Raw genomic sequence first — 18286 nt, forward strand, 5'->3', positions numbered from 1 at the left:
TTATTCATTAAATGAAACTTTCAATACCAGCCATCAATCCATCCAGTTCTGCCAAACCTTTTAATCGACCAACTAAAGGATAACCAGGGTTGTATTTGTCGTTGTTGTAATCATCCAGAATTTTAATGCCATGATCTGGTCTTACTGGCATTTTTACATCTTTTCTGCCTTCTGAAATACGTTTCTTCTGTTCTTTTAACAGAGCAGTCATAAGAGCAACCATGTTCTGACTTCCGGATAAATGTCCGGATTCATAGAAACTACCGTCAGGTAAAAGCTTTGTATTGCGTAAATGAACAAAATGGATTCGTTCACCATATGACTCAATAATATCTAACAGGTTATTTTCTTTTCGGGCAGATAAGGAACCTGCACAAAAGGTAATACCATTATTAGGAGATTTATTAGCCTCATAAAGCCATTCGTAATCTTCTTTCTGACCTATGATTCTTGGTAAACCTAAAACAGGGAATGGAGGATCATCAGGATGTATGGCAAAATTAACACCAGCTTCTTCCGCTACAGGAATAACGTCATCTAAAAATGCCTTCAGATTTTCACGCATTTTATTTTTGTCATAACCTTCGTAACGCTTAATAAACTCAAGGAACAGACCTTTCGGATCAGGAACACTACCATCAATTACACCATCAATAAATCCTTGGGTAACAACAATAATATTATATGCCAGTTCTTCAGCTTCCTCTTCACTCATTTGAGCAAAAACCTCCTTAGCTTTTTCTACTACCTCTTTAGGATAGTCTTTTTCAGCATCAGGGCGCTTTAAAATGTAAGCATCAAATGCCACAAATGTTGGAAAATCAAAATACATAGATTCACCACCGTTATTTAACTTGTAGTGAAGGTTTGTTCTTGCCCAATCCAGTACTGGCATAAAATTATAGCAAATTGTATCAATACCGCAAGCTCCAAGGTTTCGGACAGATTCCTGATAGTTTTTGATTAATCGAGGTCTGTCATCAGAACATATTTTAATGCCTTCACTTACTGGTAAACTTTCAACTACACTCCAGCGCATGCCACGTTTTTCAATGGCATTTTTCACTTTCATAATTTCTTCAACAGACCAAACTTCACCGTTAGGAATGTGATGGAGCGCTGTGATTACACCTTCAACTCCCATTTGAACAAGCATATCCAATGTAATGGGGTCTTTTTCTCCAAACCAGCGCCAGGTTTTCTCTAAAGCCATAGTTTTAAAAATTAATTAATTTTTTTTGTTTTGGTAAAAATGGCAAAGTATCATGGTAAGATGGTGTTTAATAACTTATAACTCTGATTTTTAGAGTTATAAGTTTTTTAATAAAAGCTTCAGGAAAATCACCTTTTACCTTGATCCTTAGTTTTTTAATATTTTAATTAAACGCCACTAAAAGAACTGAATCCACCATCTACAGGTAAAATAACTCCAGTGATAAATGAAGCAGCATCTGAACATAAAAACTGAACCGCACCATTTAACTCTTTAATGTCACCAAAACGTTTCATAGGAGTACGAGCTAAAACTTTTTTACTGCGTTCAGTATAAGAACCATCAGGATTAATCAATACTTTTCTGTTTTGATCACCAATGAAGAATCCAGGAGCAATTGCATTTACTCTTACTTTTTCATTGAATTTGGTTGCCATTTCCATAGCCATCCATTGCGTAAAGATATTGATTCCTGTTTTGGCCACAGAGTATCCTAATACTCTTGTAATTGCTGAGTAAGTAGCCATAGAAGAGATGGTAATAATACTTCCTTCTCCCTGACTTGCCATTACTTCTCCAAAAACCAAACTTGGAAATACTGTTCCATTTAAATTAAGATCAGTTACCTTTTGGTAATCCTCAATTTTCATGTCAAAAACAGTTTGCTCTTCTGTTAGAGTAGCGCCAGGAAGGTTTCCTCCGGCTGTGTTGATTAGTATATCTACCTTTCCCCACTTTTCTAATAATAAATCTTTTGCAGACTTTAGTTCATCCATGTCTAAAACACTGGATACAATACCATAAGCCTCTCCGCCTTTTTGCTTCAATTCTTCAACTTTGGCATCTACGTTTTCTTTTCTGATATCCAGGATGGCAACTTTTACACCTGCTTCAATTAAACTGGTGGCAATGCTGCCTCCTAAAACACCTCCACCGCCTGTTACAACGGCAACTTTTCCTGATAAATCAAACATGATATTTAAATTTGCGTTAATAGTACGTTATGTTTAAAGGGTAAAAAATTTTATAAAGGAACTTTAAGCTTATAAAGAAATGCTGGTCGTTGCTGACCGCCTTTACTTTTTTCGTTCAGTTTTTCAACAAGTCCCTGACTGATAACTTTTTTTCTAAAGTTACGATTGTCAATTGGATTCTGCAGTATCAACTGATATAATTCTTGCATTTGGTTTAAAGGAAACTTCTCTGGTAATAAGTTTATCAAAATGGGTTTTCTCCATAATTCATCTTTTAACCAGTTTAATGCAGCATCCAACATTTGATTGTGATCAAAAGGTAATTTTTCGAGACTATTAATCTCGTGCCAACTAACTTCCTTTGCATGGGAACCGGCTAATAATTCAAACATCTCAGGTCTTACCAAAGCACAATATAAAATGGAAATCACTCGGTGTTGAGGGTATCTGTCGACTTCACCAAAAATTCCAACTTGCGTTAAAAATATATCATGAATTCCTGTCAGCTCCAAAAGAACTCTTTGGGCTGCTTTTTCTATGGGTTCGTCTAAATATACGTATGAACCAGGTAAAGACCATTTGTTAGCTTCTGGTTCTTTGTCGCGTTTAATGAGCAGCGCTTTTAATTGATTATCCTCGTAACCAAATACTACACAATCTACAGATAAGTTGTTGATTTTATCGCTCATTTTGTCTTGTTTTAATAAGCGTACAAAATACGTACTGATTTTATTATCTCCAAATTATTTTAATAAAATATTAAACTTTTAATAAAATAATTTGGATGTTACAGATTTACTGTAGAAACCTTGATTTATTAGAGTTTATATGTAAAGTATTGAAAAATAGTACCATTTACATCGTATGTGTGTGGTTTGTATTCATGCAGTTTACATTTAAACACGTATCGTTATCATTCTGTCACACCACAACAGTTTGCTCGTTTTACATTTGCTATTGAAAAAAAATCTACATCTATGAAAGTTCTATTTCAAGCAATTTTAATATCCTTTTTTGGGATGTTTTCTATTAATGCCCAGATACAAAATCAAGGATTGGTTAATGAACCCATTGATATAAGCCCCGATTTCTACAGTTTTAAAAATACCTATTATTTCGCTGATAGTCTTTCTTCATTTAACCCGGAAAAAGCAGAAGGAACCATTATTTATAAACGTTACGAGTATAAAACCAGATATGCATTTAATAATATGTTGGGTGTATTACGACCGGTTATAGCCAATGAATTTCCAACAGGAGAATATGCTGCGGCACCAGATCTTACATTTTCATTGCACTTTATATCTGAAAAAACAGTTCGTTTAAAATTTAACAGCGGTCCTGATAAAACTTCAGATGAACCATCATTAATGCTGGTTAATGGAACTGCTCCGGAAGGAAAAGCTTGGGATTACTCTTTTGATCAGGGAAAACATATTTATCAGAGTAAATACGGAAAAGTTGTGATAACGTCCTATCCTTGGCATGTTGCCTTTTATGATGCCAAAGGAAAGTTGTTGACCTCGACAAACCACAATGTTGATAATGCAGAGACTACCTATACCCCCATAGTGCCTTTTTCCTATGTTCGAAGAGCTTCTGATTATTCCCGAAGTTTTAATGCAGCATTTACCTTGTCTCCTAACGAAATGATTTTTGGATGTGGAGAATCGTATACACAATTAAATAAAAGAGGACAGAAGGTTGTATTGTGTACCGATGATGCCAATGGTATTCAAAATGAAACCATGTATAAACCCATTCCTTTTTTTATGAGTAACAGAGGTTATGGAATGTTTATGCATACTTCAACACCCATTACCTGTGATTTTGGTAAGTATTTCAGTGGAGTGAATAGTTTGATGGTTGGAGATGAAACGCTGGATTTATTTGTGTTTTTAGGAGAACCTAAAGACATTTTGGATGAGTATACAAATTTAACAGGTAAAGCAGCCATGCCTCCTCTTTGGTCGTTTGGATTTTGGATGAGTCGTATTACTTATTTTAGTGAAGATGATGGCAGAACTGTGGCAAAGGAATTGAGAAAAAATGAAATTCCCTGTGATGTAATTCATTTTGATACAGGTTGGTTTGAAACTGATTGGCGTTGCGATTATCAGTTTTCAGAATCGCGTTTTGACGACGCTGGTAAAATGATTAAGGATTTAAAAAAGCAGGGATTCGAGACCTGTTTGTGGCAGCTACCATACTTTGTTCCTCAAAATACGCTGTTTCAGGAAATTATAGATAAGGGATTGTATGTAAAAAACGCCAAAGGAAATTTACCATACGAAGATGCTGTTCTTGATTTTTCCAATCCAGAAACAGTAGATTGGTATCAAAGTAAAATAGCCGGTTTATTGGAATTGGGAGTTGGTGCAATCAAAGTTGATTTTGGCGAAGCTGCCCCATATAATGGTATTTATGCATCTGGTAAAACCGGTTTTTATGAGCATAATTTATTTCCGTTACGATATAATAAAGCAGTGGCAGATATCACTAAAAAAGAGAAGGGTGAGCAAATTATGTGGGCTCGAAGTACCTGGGCCGGGAGTCAGCGTTATCCTGTTCATTGGGGAGGCGATCCTGCCAATACCAATACAGCTATGGCCGCAGTACTTAGAGGAGGCTTGTCTATAGGATTAAGTGGATTTTCGTTCTGGAGTCATGATATTGGTGGTTTTGTGCTAAAGGCTCCTGAAGATTTGTACCGAAGATGGACACCATTCGGAATGTTAACGTCTCATACTCGCAGTCATGGTGCACCACCAACAGAACCTTGGGAATATAGCAAGTCGTTTTTAAATGATTTCAGAAAGGCTGATAATATGCGCTATGAATTGATGCCTTATATCTACGCACAGGCAAAAAAATGTACAGAGACTGGTTTACCCATGATGCGTGCACTTTTTGTTGAGTTTCCAAATGATCCGGGTTCGTGGTTGGTTGATGATGAGTATTTATTTGGTGAGGATATTTTAGTTGCTCCATTGTTTGAAGAGGTTTCAGAACGTAATGTTTACTTGCCTGAAGGTAATTGGATAGATTATCAAACTGGGAAGCAATATAAAGGCGGATGGCACAATATTGAGGCAGGAGATATTCCTATTATAATGTTAGTTAAAGAGGGATCTGTTATACCTCATATTAAATTGGTTCAGTCAACTAAAGATATGGATTGGAGTGCGTTGATACTAAAAGTCTATGGCGAAGGGATCAATGAGGCTTCCGGTTTAATTTGTTTACCCACAGATAACATACTTCACCAAATTTCTGCAAAGAAGATAAGTAATCAGTGGCAGATTAACCAGGATGGTTTGAATACAGAATTGGTTGTAAAAGAATTTGGCGTAAAATGAGAAAACTGGTTTTAAGTGTAGCTTTCTTGTTTTGTATTCATCTGTGTTATTCGCAATCATATCCTTTTCAGAATACAAAGCTTAGCGTTGAGGAACGTATAGACAATCTATTGTCATTAATGACTTTAGATGAGAAGGTGAATTGCCTGGGAACAAATCCTTCTGTACCTCGCTTGGGAGTTGTGGCTACCGGACATGTGGAAGGTTTACATGGATTAGCCATGGGAGAACCTGGTAATTGGGGGCATGATCATCCCGTTCCAACAACAACGTTTCCACAATCGTATGGCTTGGGTCAAACCTGGGACACTACCAGTTTGAAAATGTTGGGTCGGATTGAGGGTTATGAAGTTCGATATATGGCTCAGTCACCAAAATACCAACGAGGAGGACTGGTAGTAAGAGCTCCTAATGCCGATCTTAGTCACGATCCCCGTTGGGGAAGAACGGAAGAGTGTTACGGTGAAGATCCTTATTTAAACGGACAGTTGGTTGTGGCATTTATAAAGGGACTTCAGGGTAGTCATCCTGATTATTGGCAGGCAGCCTCATTGATGAAACACTTTTTAGCCAATAGTAATGAAGATACCCGTACATCTTCTTCCTCGGATTTTGATGAGCGCTTATTGCACGAATATTATGCCTATCCATTTCAGATGGGTGTTGAAAAAGGTGGTTCAAGAGCTTATATGGCAGCTTATAGTAAAGTAAATCAAGTACCTATGATGGTGAGTCCTTTGTTAAAGGAATTAACTGTTGACCAATGGGGGCAGGATGGAATAATTTGTACGGATGGAGGTGCTTTAAAACTTCTGATTTCGGATCATAAATATTATGACTCAATAGAAATGGGAGCCGGGATGGCCGTTAAAAGAGGTATCAATCAATTTCTGGATGAATATAAAGAAGCTATTCATAAGGCATTACAAAAAGGGATTATCAATGAATCGGATATTGATGCAGTTTTACGAGGTTCATTTAGAGTTATGATCAAATTAGGCTTGTTGGATTATAGCGATAAGAATCCTTACTCAAAAATTGGATTAAACGATGAGTCTGAGCCCTGGTTAAATGATCAAAATAAGAAAATTGTTAAGAAGGTTACTTGCAAATCTATTGTTCTATTAAAGAATGAAAACAATACCTTACCAGTAAACACAAAAGAGATTTCTAAAGTATTGGTTGTTGGTCAATTGGCTGATCAGGTTTTATTGGATTGGTATTCAGGAACACCACCATATTTTATAACACCTTTGCAGGGATTAAAACGTAAACTGAGCAATAAAGCTGAAATCATTTACGTTCCTGACTCCTTAATTGAAAAAGCAAAAGAAGAGGCCAAAGATGCAGATTTAATATTGGCTTTTGGAGGAAATCACCCGACAGGGAATGCTGGTTGGGCACAGGTCACTCGAGCAAGTTATGGTAAGGAGTCTGTCGATCGGAAATCAATTGTATTGGAAGATGAAGCATGGATCAGGCAGCTTTTTGAGGTCAATCAGAATATTGCATTGGTTTTGGTAAGTAGTTTTCCTTATGCTATTAATTGGTCGCAGCAAAATTTGCCTGCAATAGTTCACACTACACATAATAGTCAGGAATTGGGAAATGCGCTAGCTGAAGTGTTGGTTGGTGATTATAATCCTGCCGGACGACTGGTACAGAACTGGCCAATGAGTGATGCTCATATTGCACCCTTGTTAGATTATAACATTCGTAACGGACATACTTATTTGTATGCTAAATATCCTCCATTATATCCCTTTGGTTTTGGATTAAGTTATACGCAGTTTGAATATCAAAATCTGGAAGTTGGAATAATTGATGAACAAATAAATATAGCTCTGGAAGTAAAGAATATTGGAGAAATGGATGGAGATGAGGTGGTTCAGGTCTATGTTTCTTATCCTGATTCAAAAGTGGAGCGACCAGAGAAAGCCTTAAAAGGATTTGTAAGAACATTTATTGAAATGGGAGCACAAAAGAAAATTGAATTACATATAAAATTAGATGATTTACGCTATTGGGATGAGAACCAGAAACAGATGGTTCTTGAAAAAGGAGAGGTGAAATTATTAGTTGGAGCTTCGTCAAAGGATATCCGGATAACGAAAACAATAGTGATTGAATAAAGAGGATCATATGCTAAGAACAAAGATTTTATTGATATTGATTGCAGTTGGCTTATGGAGTAATATTTCAGCTCAGGATTTTTTTCCTAAAGAGGAATTAATGACTGTGGGTGTGTATTATTATCCGGAGCACTGGTCGCCGGATAAATGGGAAAGAGATATTAAAAATATATCAGAACTGGGATTTGAATTTATCCATATGGCAGAATTTGCCTGGGCGCAGCTAGAACCTTCTGAAGGCAATTATGATTTTACATGGCTCGACGAGGTGATTCGTTTGGCAGATAACTACCATCTAAAAGTAATATTGGGAACACCGACCCCATGTCCTCCCGTATGGTTAGGGATTAAGTATCCCGAGATTTATATAAGGGATGGTAGTTATCAATCCAAAGAACATGGAACCAGAGCAAATATGTCCTTGGCTAATCCTGTAGTATTAGAGTATACAAGCAAAATTGTTTCAGCAATGGCTGAGCATTATTCAAACCATAAAGCCATAATGGGTTGGCAGATCGATAATGAACCTGAGGCCAAAGAAGATTATAGTACTGCTGCTCAAAATGCATTTAAAGTTTGGCTAAAAGATAAGTATAAAACCATAGAGGAACTCAATAAGGCTTGGGGAACTGCATTTTGGAGTCAGTTGTACTCCTCATTTGATGAGGTAAGCATTCACAATGCTCAAAATGTAGGTTGGTGGGGTGCAAACCCAATTGCCTTATTGGATTTTAAAAGATTTACAGCAGATACGCAGGCGTCATTTTTAGATTTTCAGGCAGAGATTCTTCGAAAGCATATTGATTCATCCCAATTTATTACCACCAACTATGTAGCAAAGGGCAGCCAGACAGATCCTCGCAGAAGCACCAAGATGGATTTTGCCTCGTTTACTGCGTATCCGAACTACGGAAGCAACAATTTGGGAGACTTAGGTTTTAGAATGGGTGATTACGCTGTTTTGATGTATGCCAACGACTATTATAAATCCGTAAATGGCGTTACCGGAGTCATGGAACTACAGCCTGGGCAGGTCAACTGGGCCAATCATAATTCGTTATTACAGCCGGGAACTGTTCGTATGTGGTTATGGCATTGTTTTGCTGGAGGCTGTTCTTATGCATGTACCTATCGTTATCGTCAGGTGTTGTATGGAGCTGAACAATATCATCATGGAATAGTCGCAACAGATGGAGTAAGCTTGTCGCAAGGAGGTACTGAGTATGTTCAGTTCATCAACGAAATTAAAGTATTACAGCAAAAAATAAATACAAAAAATAGCATACCAAAAGTATTACCGCAAAAGAAAACGGCAATTATGTGGTCGTTTGATAATTTGTGGAATCAGGAACGACAAAAGCAAACCAACCAATGGAATACCTGGCAACACATGCAGCAATATGAGTGTATTCTACACTCGCTGGGTATTCCGGTTGTGTTTGTCTCTGAAGATGATGATTTCTCGCAATATGATTGTATTGTAGTTCCTGCTTATGAAATGGTGGATGAAGTTTTAGTTGAAAAGTGGAAAAACTACGTGGCAAACGGCGGACAGTTAGTTATTTCTCCCAGAACCGGAGCTAAAGATAAAAATGCTCATTTATGGGAAAGTAATTTGTCTGGCATAATGAATGATCTGATAGGAGGTGAAATTACAGCCTTTGATATGTTACCTTCAGGTAAAACCGGTACGATTACCATGAATAATGAAGCTTATAATTGGAGTTGCTGGGGAGATTTGATTGAACCAGATCCCAAAACTAAGATACTTGCAAACTATAACGATCAGTTTTATGCAGGTACTGCTTGTTGCTTACAAAATACGATAGGAAAGGGGAAGGTATGGTATTTAGGGACTGTAAGTACTGATGGTAAACTGGAAAAGGATATTCTTAAAATGGTTTACGATGAAAAGGGAATCATAACACAGGATTATCCGGAAGGCGTTTTTGTTGAATATCGTGATGGATTTTGGGTGGCAGTTAATTATTCATCACAAAGTTATGAGCTGGATTTTAATGGAGATTATATCATTGGAGATCAAATTTTAGAACCTGCTGATGTTGCAGTGTGGCATGGTGATGAATATTAAATTTGATATTAAAGCAAAATGATGAATAGCTATCGCTCTTGTCCACCCTTAAATAGTTTGCTATCGCTCGTGTCCCCACGCATGAGGATACGCGTAATAGCAAGCTTCTAGTATTAAACCAAGTTTAAAAAAAAGAATACAATGCATTCAAATAAAATATCCGTTTTCGAAAAAATTGGCTATGCCCTTGGCGATGGAGCTGCAAATATTGCCTGGCGTGGAGTAGCAACCTTTTTATTTGTATTTTATACTGATGTTTTTGGTATTGACCCGGCAGCAGTTGGAATCCTAATGCTGGTAGCACGTTCAAGCGATGGAATTAGTGATATCGCAATGGGAATTGTGGGGGACCGAACCAATTCAAGATATGGTAAGTTTCGTCCCTGGATTTTATGGACCGCAGTTCCTTTGGCTGCAATTTTATCATTGTTGTTTACTGCACCAAACTTAACGGCCTCAGGAAAAATCATTTATGCCTATACTACTTACATCATCTTTACATTGGTTTATACGGCAAATAATATTCCTTATGGAGCCTTAATGGCAGTAATGACTGGCGATGATAAAGAACGTACTACGATTGGTTCGTATCGGATGGTTGGTGCTTTTGCCGGAGGTATGATTGTTCAGGGTTTATTGTTGTTTTTGGTGGCGTATTTTGGAAATGTAAATCCTCATTTTGAAGTAAGTCAGATTAAAGAAGATCAATATAAGGTAATAGTTACAGCTCCTGAAGATGTGCCTAATGCTAATATAACTACCGGGCATGGAATTGCCACATTTGTTTGGGAGTGTGATGAAGCTGATGAACCAACAAAAAGCAAGAGTTTCACTTTGAAAGAAAAGGTGCAATACACCTTTCTTGTGCAAGGAGAGGAAGATTTAACAGCGGAGAGTTTTTCGCTGATTAATCAAAAGCAAGGCTATAGTTATTCTATTTATATTTTATCCGTGTTCCTGGCGTTGTTTATGTTTGTTACCTTCTTTTCAACCAAAGAGCGAATTAAACCTGCTGCATCTCAGGAAACCAATTTAATGCGGGATTTTAAGGATTTAATAACCAATAAACCATGGATTGTACTTCTTGTAATAGGATTGCTGTTTAATATTTACAATTCTATTAAACAGGGAATTGTAGTGATCTATTTTTCACACTATTTACACAATCAATTGCTAGCAGGTTCTTTTATGGTTGGGTTAACATTGGCATCAATTGCAGGTGCTATGGTAACTGCACCTCTAGCCAGAATACTAGGCAAACGCAATTTATTTATTTATGCCTTATTGTTTTCTGGAGCTGTAAATGCCATGTTAGTATTTTGTGGCTCAGGTGATGTCACTTCCATCTTTGCTTTGGGAATTATTTCGGAGTTTGGCGCAGCTATTTTCCCAACTTTATTCTTTGCCATGCTGGGTGATGCTGCCGATTATTCAGAATGGAAAAATGGTCGTCGGGCAACCGGGTTAATCTATTCAGCAGGTTCATTTGCCACTAAGTTTGGTGGTGGTATAGCCGGTGCCATCATTGGTTTTATATTATCTGCATTTCATTATAACGGACAAGATACTACAGCAATACAGGGTGCAATTCCGGGTATAGTAATGCTTATGAGTTGGGTTCCATCTATTATTACAGTTATTGCAGCTGGAGTAATGATGTTGTATCCTTTAAATCAAACAAAAATGGATATGATTACAAAAGTGTTACAAGATAGGAGGATAAAGGATAAAAGTAGTAAGGTTAATGGTTAAAGGGTAGAAGAGAAGAGCTTAGAGCGAAGAGCAGGGATGATATTTTCCCCCTTAAGGATCGAATATAAACATTAAGTGCTGTAAATATAGGGCTGAAGGCCCGTAATACAATAGCCCAGTGCATAGCGCAGCGAAACGCTGGGAACTAAGACAATAATTCAACAAAATACAAAACAAATGAAATACGGTTTTTTCGATGATGAGAATAAAGAATATGTGATCACCAATCCACAAACTCCATTTCCATGGATCAATTATTTAGGGAATGAAGATTTTTTCGGATTAGTATCCAATTCAGCAGGAGGATATGCATTTTATAAAGATGCAAAATTCCGCAGGTTAACCAGGTATCGGTATAATAATGTTCCCATGGATAATGGCGGTCGTTACTACTACATTAAGGATGAAGATACCATATGGAATCCGGGTTGGAAGCCAAGCAAAACACCTTTAGATAGTTACGAGTGCCGTCATGGAATGAGTTATACCAAAATAACTGGTGTAAAAAACGGATTAAAAGCAGAAAGTACCTTCTTTATTCCACTTAAAACCTGGGCCGAAGTACATAAAATAAAGCTGACTAACGAAACAGATAAAGAGAAGACAATTAAGTTGTTTTCTTTTATGGAGTGGTGTTTATGGAATGCAGAAGATGATCAGAATAATCTTCAGCGTAACCTGTCAACCGGAGAGGTAGAAATAGACGGATCTACATTATATCATAAAACAGAATATAAGGAACGTCGCAATCACTATGCCTTTTTTCATGTTAATACACCTATTCAGGGGTATGATACGGATAGAGAAAGTTTTGTGGGGTTGTATAACGAACTATCAGAACCACAGGCTGTATTGAATGGAAAGCCAACCAATTCAGAAGCACACGGATGGTCACCCATTGCATCGCATTATATTGAGGTAGTGTTAAGACCCGGCGAGTCTAAAGATTTGATTTTTACTTTAGGATATATTGAAAATCCTGAAGAGGAAAAATGGGAAAGCAAAGGAGTGATTAATAAAACCAGGTCAAAGGAGGTTATTGAAAAATTTAACTCAGTAGAAAAAGTTGATGCAGCATTGGATGATCTGGCTAAGTATTGGGAAAATCTTCTAAGTATCATTAATGTACAAAGTGATCAGCCGGAGTTGAATCGTATGGTAAACATCTGGAATCAATACCAATGTATGGTTACTTTTAATATGTCGCGTTCCGCATCGTTTTTCGAAGTAGGAATTGGGCGCGGTATGGGATTTCGTGATTCAAACCAGGATTTGATTGGTTTTGTACATCAGATACCGGAAAGAGCCCGTGAGCGTATTATTGATATTGCTTCCACTCAGTTCCCAGATGGCGGATGTTATCACCAGTATCAACCTTTAACCAAACGCGGAAACCATGCTTTGGGTGGAGGGTTTAATGATGACCCAATGTGGCTGATTTTAGGAACTGTGAGTTACATTAAAGAAACAGGTGATTTTTCAATTCTTGATGAAATGGTGCCTTTTGATAATGATGAACTTTTGGCTAAAACCATGTTTGAGCACCTGACGATTTCTTTTAATCATGTGGTAAATAATATAGGACCTAATGGGTTGCCATTAATTGGTCGTGCCGACTGGAATGACTGTCTGAATTTGAATTGTTTCTCAAAAGATCCCAATGAATCATTCCAGACAACTGAGAATAATACCAAAGGCTCCAAAGCAGAATCGGTAATGATAGCCGGACTGTTTGTAGTTTATGGAACCGACTATGTTGAGTTGTGTAAAGAACTAGGTAAAACAGAAGAAGCAAGCAGGGCACAGGCTGAAGTAGATAAAATGATTCAGGTAGTAAAAGATTTTGGATGGGATGGAGAATGGTTCTTGAGGGCTTATGATTTCTACGGAAAAAAGGTGGGTTCTGATGAAAACGAAGAAGGTAAAATTTTTATTGAATCGCAAGGCTGGTGTACTATGGCAGGCATTGGAAAAGAAGAAGGCTTGTGTGAAAAAGCATTGGATTCAGTAAAAGAGCGTTTGGATTGTGAATACGGAATTGTGTTAAATAATCCGGCTTTTACCAAATATTATATTGAGTATGGAGAAATATCTACTTACCCTAAAGGATATAAAGAAAATGCAGGTATTTTCTGTCATAATAACCCTTGGATCATGATTGGCGAAACAGTAATTGGCAGGGGAAACAGAGCCTGGGAATATTATAAAAAGATATGTCCTGCTTACCTTGAAGAAATCAGTGATTTGCATAAAACAGAACCTTATGTTTATGCTCAAATGGTTGCTGGTAAAGATGCCTACAAACCCGGCGAAGCAAAAAACTCATGGTTAACAGGTACAGCCAGTTGGAACTTTTATGCTATTACGCAATATATTCTTGGCGTTCGTCCGGATTATAATGGATTAATAGTTGATCCATGTATTCCTGATGATTTTAGTGATTATACTTATACTCGTAAGTTTCGAGGAGCCACCTACGAAATACAAATTAAAACAGGAGAGAAAAATAAAGGCGTTAAACAACTTACCGTGGATGGAAAAGCCATTGATGGTAATGTAATTCCTGTATTGGATCAGGATTCAGTACACAAGGTAGTTGTTGAGATGCTTTAATTCAGACCTTTATTTTTCCAAAACCATAGGAGAATCGAAGTGCAGTTCAACGGAACCACTTCGATTCATTTTAAATGAACGACAAACTCACCTTTGTTTACATACATTTTGTTGAATGGATCGGAGTGCTGTTATGGTAATTCATATTTGGTGCTCCGATTTTTATCAATATCCAATTATGAGTTTTCATCACCTTTTTCCAATGTGAAAATATCATTCACTGTTTTGTTAAAAACTGCAGCCAGTTTTAATGCTAAAACAGTAGAAGGAATGTATTTACTATTTTCGATAGAATTAATTGTTTGACGAGAAACCTGAACCCTTTTTGCTAAATCCTCCTGAGTTAAATTAAGTATGGCACGTTCTACTTTTAATGTGTTCTTCATGAGTTTAAATTAGATGTATAAGGTTCATTGTTTCAGGATATCTCAAATTATGCTTTCATTCGTTTTTTTGCAATATGAAAGTTAATAACATATGTAACAAGAATAAAATTAGTTACATAAAGGGAGTTATATGAATTAAGATCTCCTCCAATTAATTTTTCTAATGACAGCATAAATAAATGAAAGATAATTCCTCCAAAAAATGCTTTAAAAACAGAATTTAGTCTCAGTGCCATGGTCATTTCGTCTTCGTTTTTTTCTCTGGAGAGTCCAATAATAATACATCCAATTGCAGAGGTTATTTGCCAGAAAGGTTTTAGTGTTTGGAGATCATTTGAAAATGAAACTAGATGTGTTATTAATGAAACTATAAAGATTATAAAGCCTAGATATTTTGCCCAATAAGGAAGCAAACGTGTATTCTTCTTTATTTCGTATTGCTTTTCCATATTAAACTTCGAAGTTAAAAGCACTAAAGCAATAATTACAATCATTAATGATAAGGCAATAAGGTTTGATTTTTCCATGATTAAAAAGTTAAATTTATTTTACATTGTGTCAAATATACTTTACATTTATTAAATGAACAAATGATTCTAAAGTTTAATTTTAAAAATTAGGAACCGTGCAGGTATCTAATTGAATAATTTGTGTGTAAGATATAGTAATACATGATCTCGATAGGTTGCTACATTGTTTAGCAAAAATATTTTCGATGTATATTAATGTAATACACAAGCTTATTGTTGGTTTATATTTTTTAGTAAAAACATCAACATTGGTGTTTGAACCATAAAAGTTTCTACTTTAAACGTCAAGTTTGTCATAAAAACTGTCAAGCTTGATACTTTTTATATCAACGTTTCTATTTCAACCATCAATGTTCTTACTTTTTATATCAACATTGATGGTTCGATACTAAAGCTTTGGGTTCTTTTTTTCCATAATTGCTTAAAATATGATGATTCTTGCTATTTTTTGTTTGAAAGCTGATTGATTGAACTTCAACGTTCTATTATTTTCATTGAACTTTGACAGAAAAACTGACAAGGTTGATGTTTTTTCTTCGAGTGTTGATACTTTTTATATAAAAGTTCATGTTAGTTATAGCAACGTAGATACTTTAAACCCCATTGTTTATGTTTCTACCTCAAACGTTTATGTTTCAAACATAAACGTTTATGTATTTACACATAAGTTTGGTGTTGTCAAGTACTCGTATTCCCCTTTGGGCATAACTTATCGAATCTCATGGCTCATCTTAAGTGAGACTGTAGAAAATAAATGCTCAGTTTATAAATACAATTTTCGACTTTTTATAAAATTTGGGTGAAACTGTTATGTAAATGAATGAAATAGAGCTAAAAACACAACTTATTTCTTAATTTTAAGTATATTTCATTGAGGAAAACAAGAATTTACCTGCTGTTTTATCAAGTAAATACTTTACCTGTTTCATTCAGTTTATATGATCCTGCCAAAGGGATGTATAAAATATATACAATTTAGTTTGTAATCTATTAAAATGGATGAAATAGTAGGGTTATTAAAGAATAAAAGAAGTTGGAATGTCAGAGCTATTTGAAAATAAAATATTTGATTTTTTCTTTAACGAAAACGAAAAGTTATGTTGCATCACTAATGATGTAGGTAAACTATTAAGAGTTAATAATGAATGGAAAAATGTTTTAAGTGGTCCTGATCATTCAATTTTTTATAGCAATATATTATCTCTCAATAATCAATATCAATTTAAGCAAAAATGGAATGCTTTGATTTCAGGGGAGACAGAGGCTGTTTATCATACCAATCAGATCACAAGCTTTAATAATAAAAAACTCACCATAAGTTGGCATTTGCTAAAGCAGGATGCTTATATTTTGGTTTCCGGACTAATTAAAGGTATCAGTGATAAAGAAAACTATCAAAAACTAAATGTTCCATCATACAATAATACATTAGGAGTAGTTTGGGTCAATAAAACGGGCTACATTAAATATGCTAACAATGTATTGTGCGAAACTTTAGGTTATTCATTTGAAACATTATCGCAAATAAAAATTTTTGATATTGATATAGAATTAACCGAACAGGAATTTAAAAATGAATGGAAAAAATATTTTACTGACAGCTTATCTAATATTGAACCAATAAATACTGAGTTTAAAGGAAAAGACGGCGCATCGTTTTTAGCAGAACTAAATATTGTATCAACGGAGGATACCCGGGACAATGGATTAATTATTATTTACGTTAAAAATGTAACCAAGGAAAAAGAAGTTGAATCGTATATAAACAGGCTTTATAAAGCTCTTGATTATGTTTCGGATGCCATTTATTGGGGAAGTATGAAAGATACACATTTTCAGTATGTAAATAAAGGTGCCTGTGATATGCTTGGATATACCAGAAAGGAGTTTGAAGATATTACGATCTATGATATAGATGTTGACTTTGTTGAAAGTGATCCACGTATTGATTTATCTATTTTCTTTTCCACCAAGGAATATCAGAGCTTTACATTTGAAGCACGACATCGTAAAAAGAATGGCGAAATTATTCCGGTAGAGGTAAATGCTCTTTATGTTTGGATTAACAAAGAGCAGTATGTTTTAAGTTTTGTAAGAGATATTTCAGAGCGCAAGAAACATGAAATGGCCATGCTGAAAAGTCAAAAAGTACTTAGGGAATCGCAAAGAGTTGCCAAAATAGGAAATTTTGAAATGTCATTTAAGGACAACTCATTAGTATGGAGCGATGAAGTATATGCTTTGTTTGGATATGAAAAAGATGAAATCATATTAAATCTTGATGTATTAAAGAAAATAATGCCACCCGAAGATCATTTGAATGTTTTGGAGGCATTGAAAAAGTCTGTAGATAATAATTGCTTTTACGAACATGAGCACAAGGGTATTAAAAAAAACGGTGAATTATTTTATTTATATGTGAGTGGCTATGTTGAGTTGGATCATAATAATGAAATAGAACGCGTTTTTGGTGTTCTGCAGGATATTACAGAGCAAAAAAAGCAACAAAATCAATTAATCGAGGCCAAAGAAAAAGCTGAACAAAGTGATCAGTTAAAATCGGCATTTTTAGCAAACGTAAGTCACGAAATCAGAACGCCAATGAATGCGATTATTGGTTTTTCCACGTTTTTAAAAGATGAGGATAATACACGGGAAGATATTGTAAAGTTTGCTGATATAATATCAAATAGTGGTGAGCATTTACTATCATTAATCAATGATATTATTGACATTTCTAAGATAGAGACAGGGCAGGTTGATATTATAAAAACTCATGTTAATGTTAAAAGGTTGTTACTTGAAGTAAAAGAATTTTTCAGCTCATTTTTACTTACCAAGAATAAAACAGAAGTGGAATTAATATTTGATTTTCCTGATCATAATCTGGTGGTGTATACTGACGAGATGAGGCTGAAGCAAATACTAATTAATTTAATTAGTAATGCAGTTAAATTCACAGATAAAGGATTTATAAAGGTGTTATGCAAACCTAAAGGCACCTATTTATATTTTGATGTTATTGATTCGGGTATTGGTATTTCAAAGGAAAAGATAACTGTGATTTTTGAGCGTTTTCAGCAGGGGAGTGCCACAACCGAAAAGGTTTATGGAGGTACAGGTTTAGGTTTGGCTATTGCCAGAGCATGTGTAAATTTGTTGGGAGGTGAAATTAATGTTGAGTCTGAAGCCGGAGAAGGATCACATTTTCATTTTACAATAAAAGTATAAACTT

At 35.6% G+C, this 18286-nt stretch carries 11 protein-coding genes; 6 read left to right on the forward strand and 5 right to left on the reverse strand.

Features of this window, described 5'->3' with window-relative positions:
- Positions 1-7 precede the first annotated feature (7 nt).
- The 3 genes from uxuA to OM075_RS10935 all read right to left on the reverse strand — a co-directional run bounded on the left by uxuA (position 8) and on the right by OM075_RS10935 (position 2876).
- The gene (gene uxuA, locus OM075_RS10925) at positions 8-1213 is read right to left on the reverse strand and encodes a mannonate dehydratase (RefSeq protein ID WP_301190549.1); all 1206 of its coding nucleotides are present in this window, start codon (positions 1211-1213) and stop codon (positions 8-10) included.
- Between the two features lie 167 nt (positions 1214-1380).
- Positions 1381-2187 carry an SDR family oxidoreductase gene (locus OM075_RS10930; protein WP_301190550.1) on the reverse strand — a complete coding sequence of 269 codons (807 nt, stop codon included), beginning with the start codon at positions 2185-2187 and terminating at the stop codon, positions 1381-1383.
- Between the two features lie 50 nt (positions 2188-2237).
- Positions 2238-2876: an NUDIX hydrolase gene (locus OM075_RS10935; protein ID WP_301190551.1), complete on the reverse strand. Its 639-nt coding sequence runs from the start codon at positions 2874-2876 to the stop codon at positions 2238-2240.
- A 288-nt stretch (positions 2877-3164) separates the two neighbouring features.
- Between OM075_RS10935 and OM075_RS10940 the strand changes: the two genes are divergently transcribed.
- From OM075_RS10940 to OM075_RS10960, 5 genes are all read left to right on the forward strand, one after another.
- Positions 3165-5546, forward strand: coding sequence for a glycoside hydrolase family 31 protein (locus tag OM075_RS10940; RefSeq protein WP_301190552.1), 2382 nt, complete (start codon positions 3165-3167; stop codon positions 5544-5546).
- Positions 5543-7678, forward strand: coding sequence for a glycoside hydrolase family 3 C-terminal domain-containing protein (locus OM075_RS10945; RefSeq protein WP_301190553.1), 2136 nt, complete (start codon positions 5543-5545; stop codon positions 7676-7678). The genes OM075_RS10940 and OM075_RS10945 overlap by 4 nt, the downstream gene beginning before the upstream one ends.
- Before the next feature lie 10 nt (positions 7679-7688).
- On the forward strand, positions 7689-9770 hold the full coding sequence (locus OM075_RS10950) for a beta-galactosidase (RefSeq protein WP_301190554.1): 2082 nt from the start codon (positions 7689-7691) through the stop codon (positions 9768-9770).
- Between the two features lie 141 nt (positions 9771-9911).
- Positions 9912-11522, forward strand: a complete 1611-nt coding sequence (locus OM075_RS10955) for an MFS transporter (protein ID WP_301190555.1) — start codon at positions 9912-9914, stop codon at positions 11520-11522.
- 177 nt (positions 11523-11699) lie between these two features.
- A complete protein-coding gene (locus OM075_RS10960) occupies positions 11700-14135 on the forward strand; it encodes a glycoside hydrolase family 94 protein (RefSeq protein ID WP_301190556.1) in 2436 nt (811 codons plus the stop codon).
- A gap of 176 nt (positions 14136-14311) precedes the next feature.
- Here the strand turns inward: OM075_RS10960 and OM075_RS10965 are convergent, their stop codons facing one another.
- Complete coding sequence (locus OM075_RS10965; protein ID WP_301190557.1) at positions 14312-14521, reverse strand: helix-turn-helix transcriptional regulator; 210 nt, start codon at positions 14519-14521, stop codon at positions 14312-14314.
- Between the two features lie 47 nt (positions 14522-14568).
- Positions 14569-15048, reverse strand: a complete 480-nt coding sequence (locus tag OM075_RS10970) for a hypothetical protein (RefSeq protein ID WP_301190558.1) — start codon at positions 15046-15048, stop codon at positions 14569-14571.
- Between the two features lie 1041 nt (positions 15049-16089).
- Between OM075_RS10970 and OM075_RS10975 the strand changes: the two genes are divergently transcribed.
- Positions 16090-18282, forward strand: coding sequence for a PAS domain-containing hybrid sensor histidine kinase/response regulator (locus OM075_RS10975; protein ID WP_301190559.1), 2193 nt, complete (start codon positions 16090-16092; stop codon positions 18280-18282).
- Positions 18283-18286 lie beyond the last annotated feature (4 nt).

This window comes from Plebeiibacterium sediminum, from assembly GCF_026013605.1.
Classification (GTDB): domain Bacteria; phylum Bacteroidota; class Bacteroidia; order Bacteroidales; family Marinilabiliaceae; genus Saccharicrinis; species Saccharicrinis sediminus.

Excerpts from the sequence above, each read along its gene's own strand:
- uxuA (WP_301190549.1), bottom strand. The coding sequence starts at position 1,213 with ATGGCTTTAGAGAAAACCTGGCGCTGGTTTGGAGAAAAAGACCCCATT.
- OM075_RS10930 (WP_301190550.1), bottom strand. The coding sequence starts at position 2,187 with ATGTTTGATTTATCAGGAAAAGTTGCCGTTGTAACAGGCGGTGGAGGT.
- OM075_RS10935 (WP_301190551.1), bottom strand. The coding sequence starts at position 2,876 with ATGAGCGATAAAATCAACAACTTATCTGTAGATTGTGTAGTATTTGGT.
- OM075_RS10940 (WP_301190552.1), top strand. The coding sequence starts at position 3,165 with ATGAAAGTTCTATTTCAAGCAATTTTAATATCCTTTTTTGGGATGTTT.
- OM075_RS10945 (WP_301190553.1), top strand. The coding sequence starts at position 5,543 with ATGAGAAAACTGGTTTTAAGTGTAGCTTTCTTGTTTTGTATTCATCTG.
- OM075_RS10950 (WP_301190554.1), top strand. The coding sequence starts at position 7,689 with ATGCTAAGAACAAAGATTTTATTGATATTGATTGCAGTTGGCTTATGG.
- OM075_RS10955 (WP_301190555.1), top strand. The coding sequence starts at position 9,912 with ATGCATTCAAATAAAATATCCGTTTTCGAAAAAATTGGCTATGCCCTT.
- OM075_RS10960 (WP_301190556.1), top strand. The coding sequence starts at position 11,700 with ATGAAATACGGTTTTTTCGATGATGAGAATAAAGAATATGTGATCACC.
- OM075_RS10965 (WP_301190557.1), bottom strand. The coding sequence starts at position 14,521 with ATGAAGAACACATTAAAAGTAGAACGTGCCATACTTAATTTAACTCAG.
- OM075_RS10970 (WP_301190558.1), bottom strand. The coding sequence starts at position 15,048 with ATGGAAAAATCAAACCTTATTGCCTTATCATTAATGATTGTAATTATT.
- OM075_RS10975 (WP_301190559.1), top strand. The coding sequence starts at position 16,090 with ATGTCAGAGCTATTTGAAAATAAAATATTTGATTTTTTCTTTAACGAA.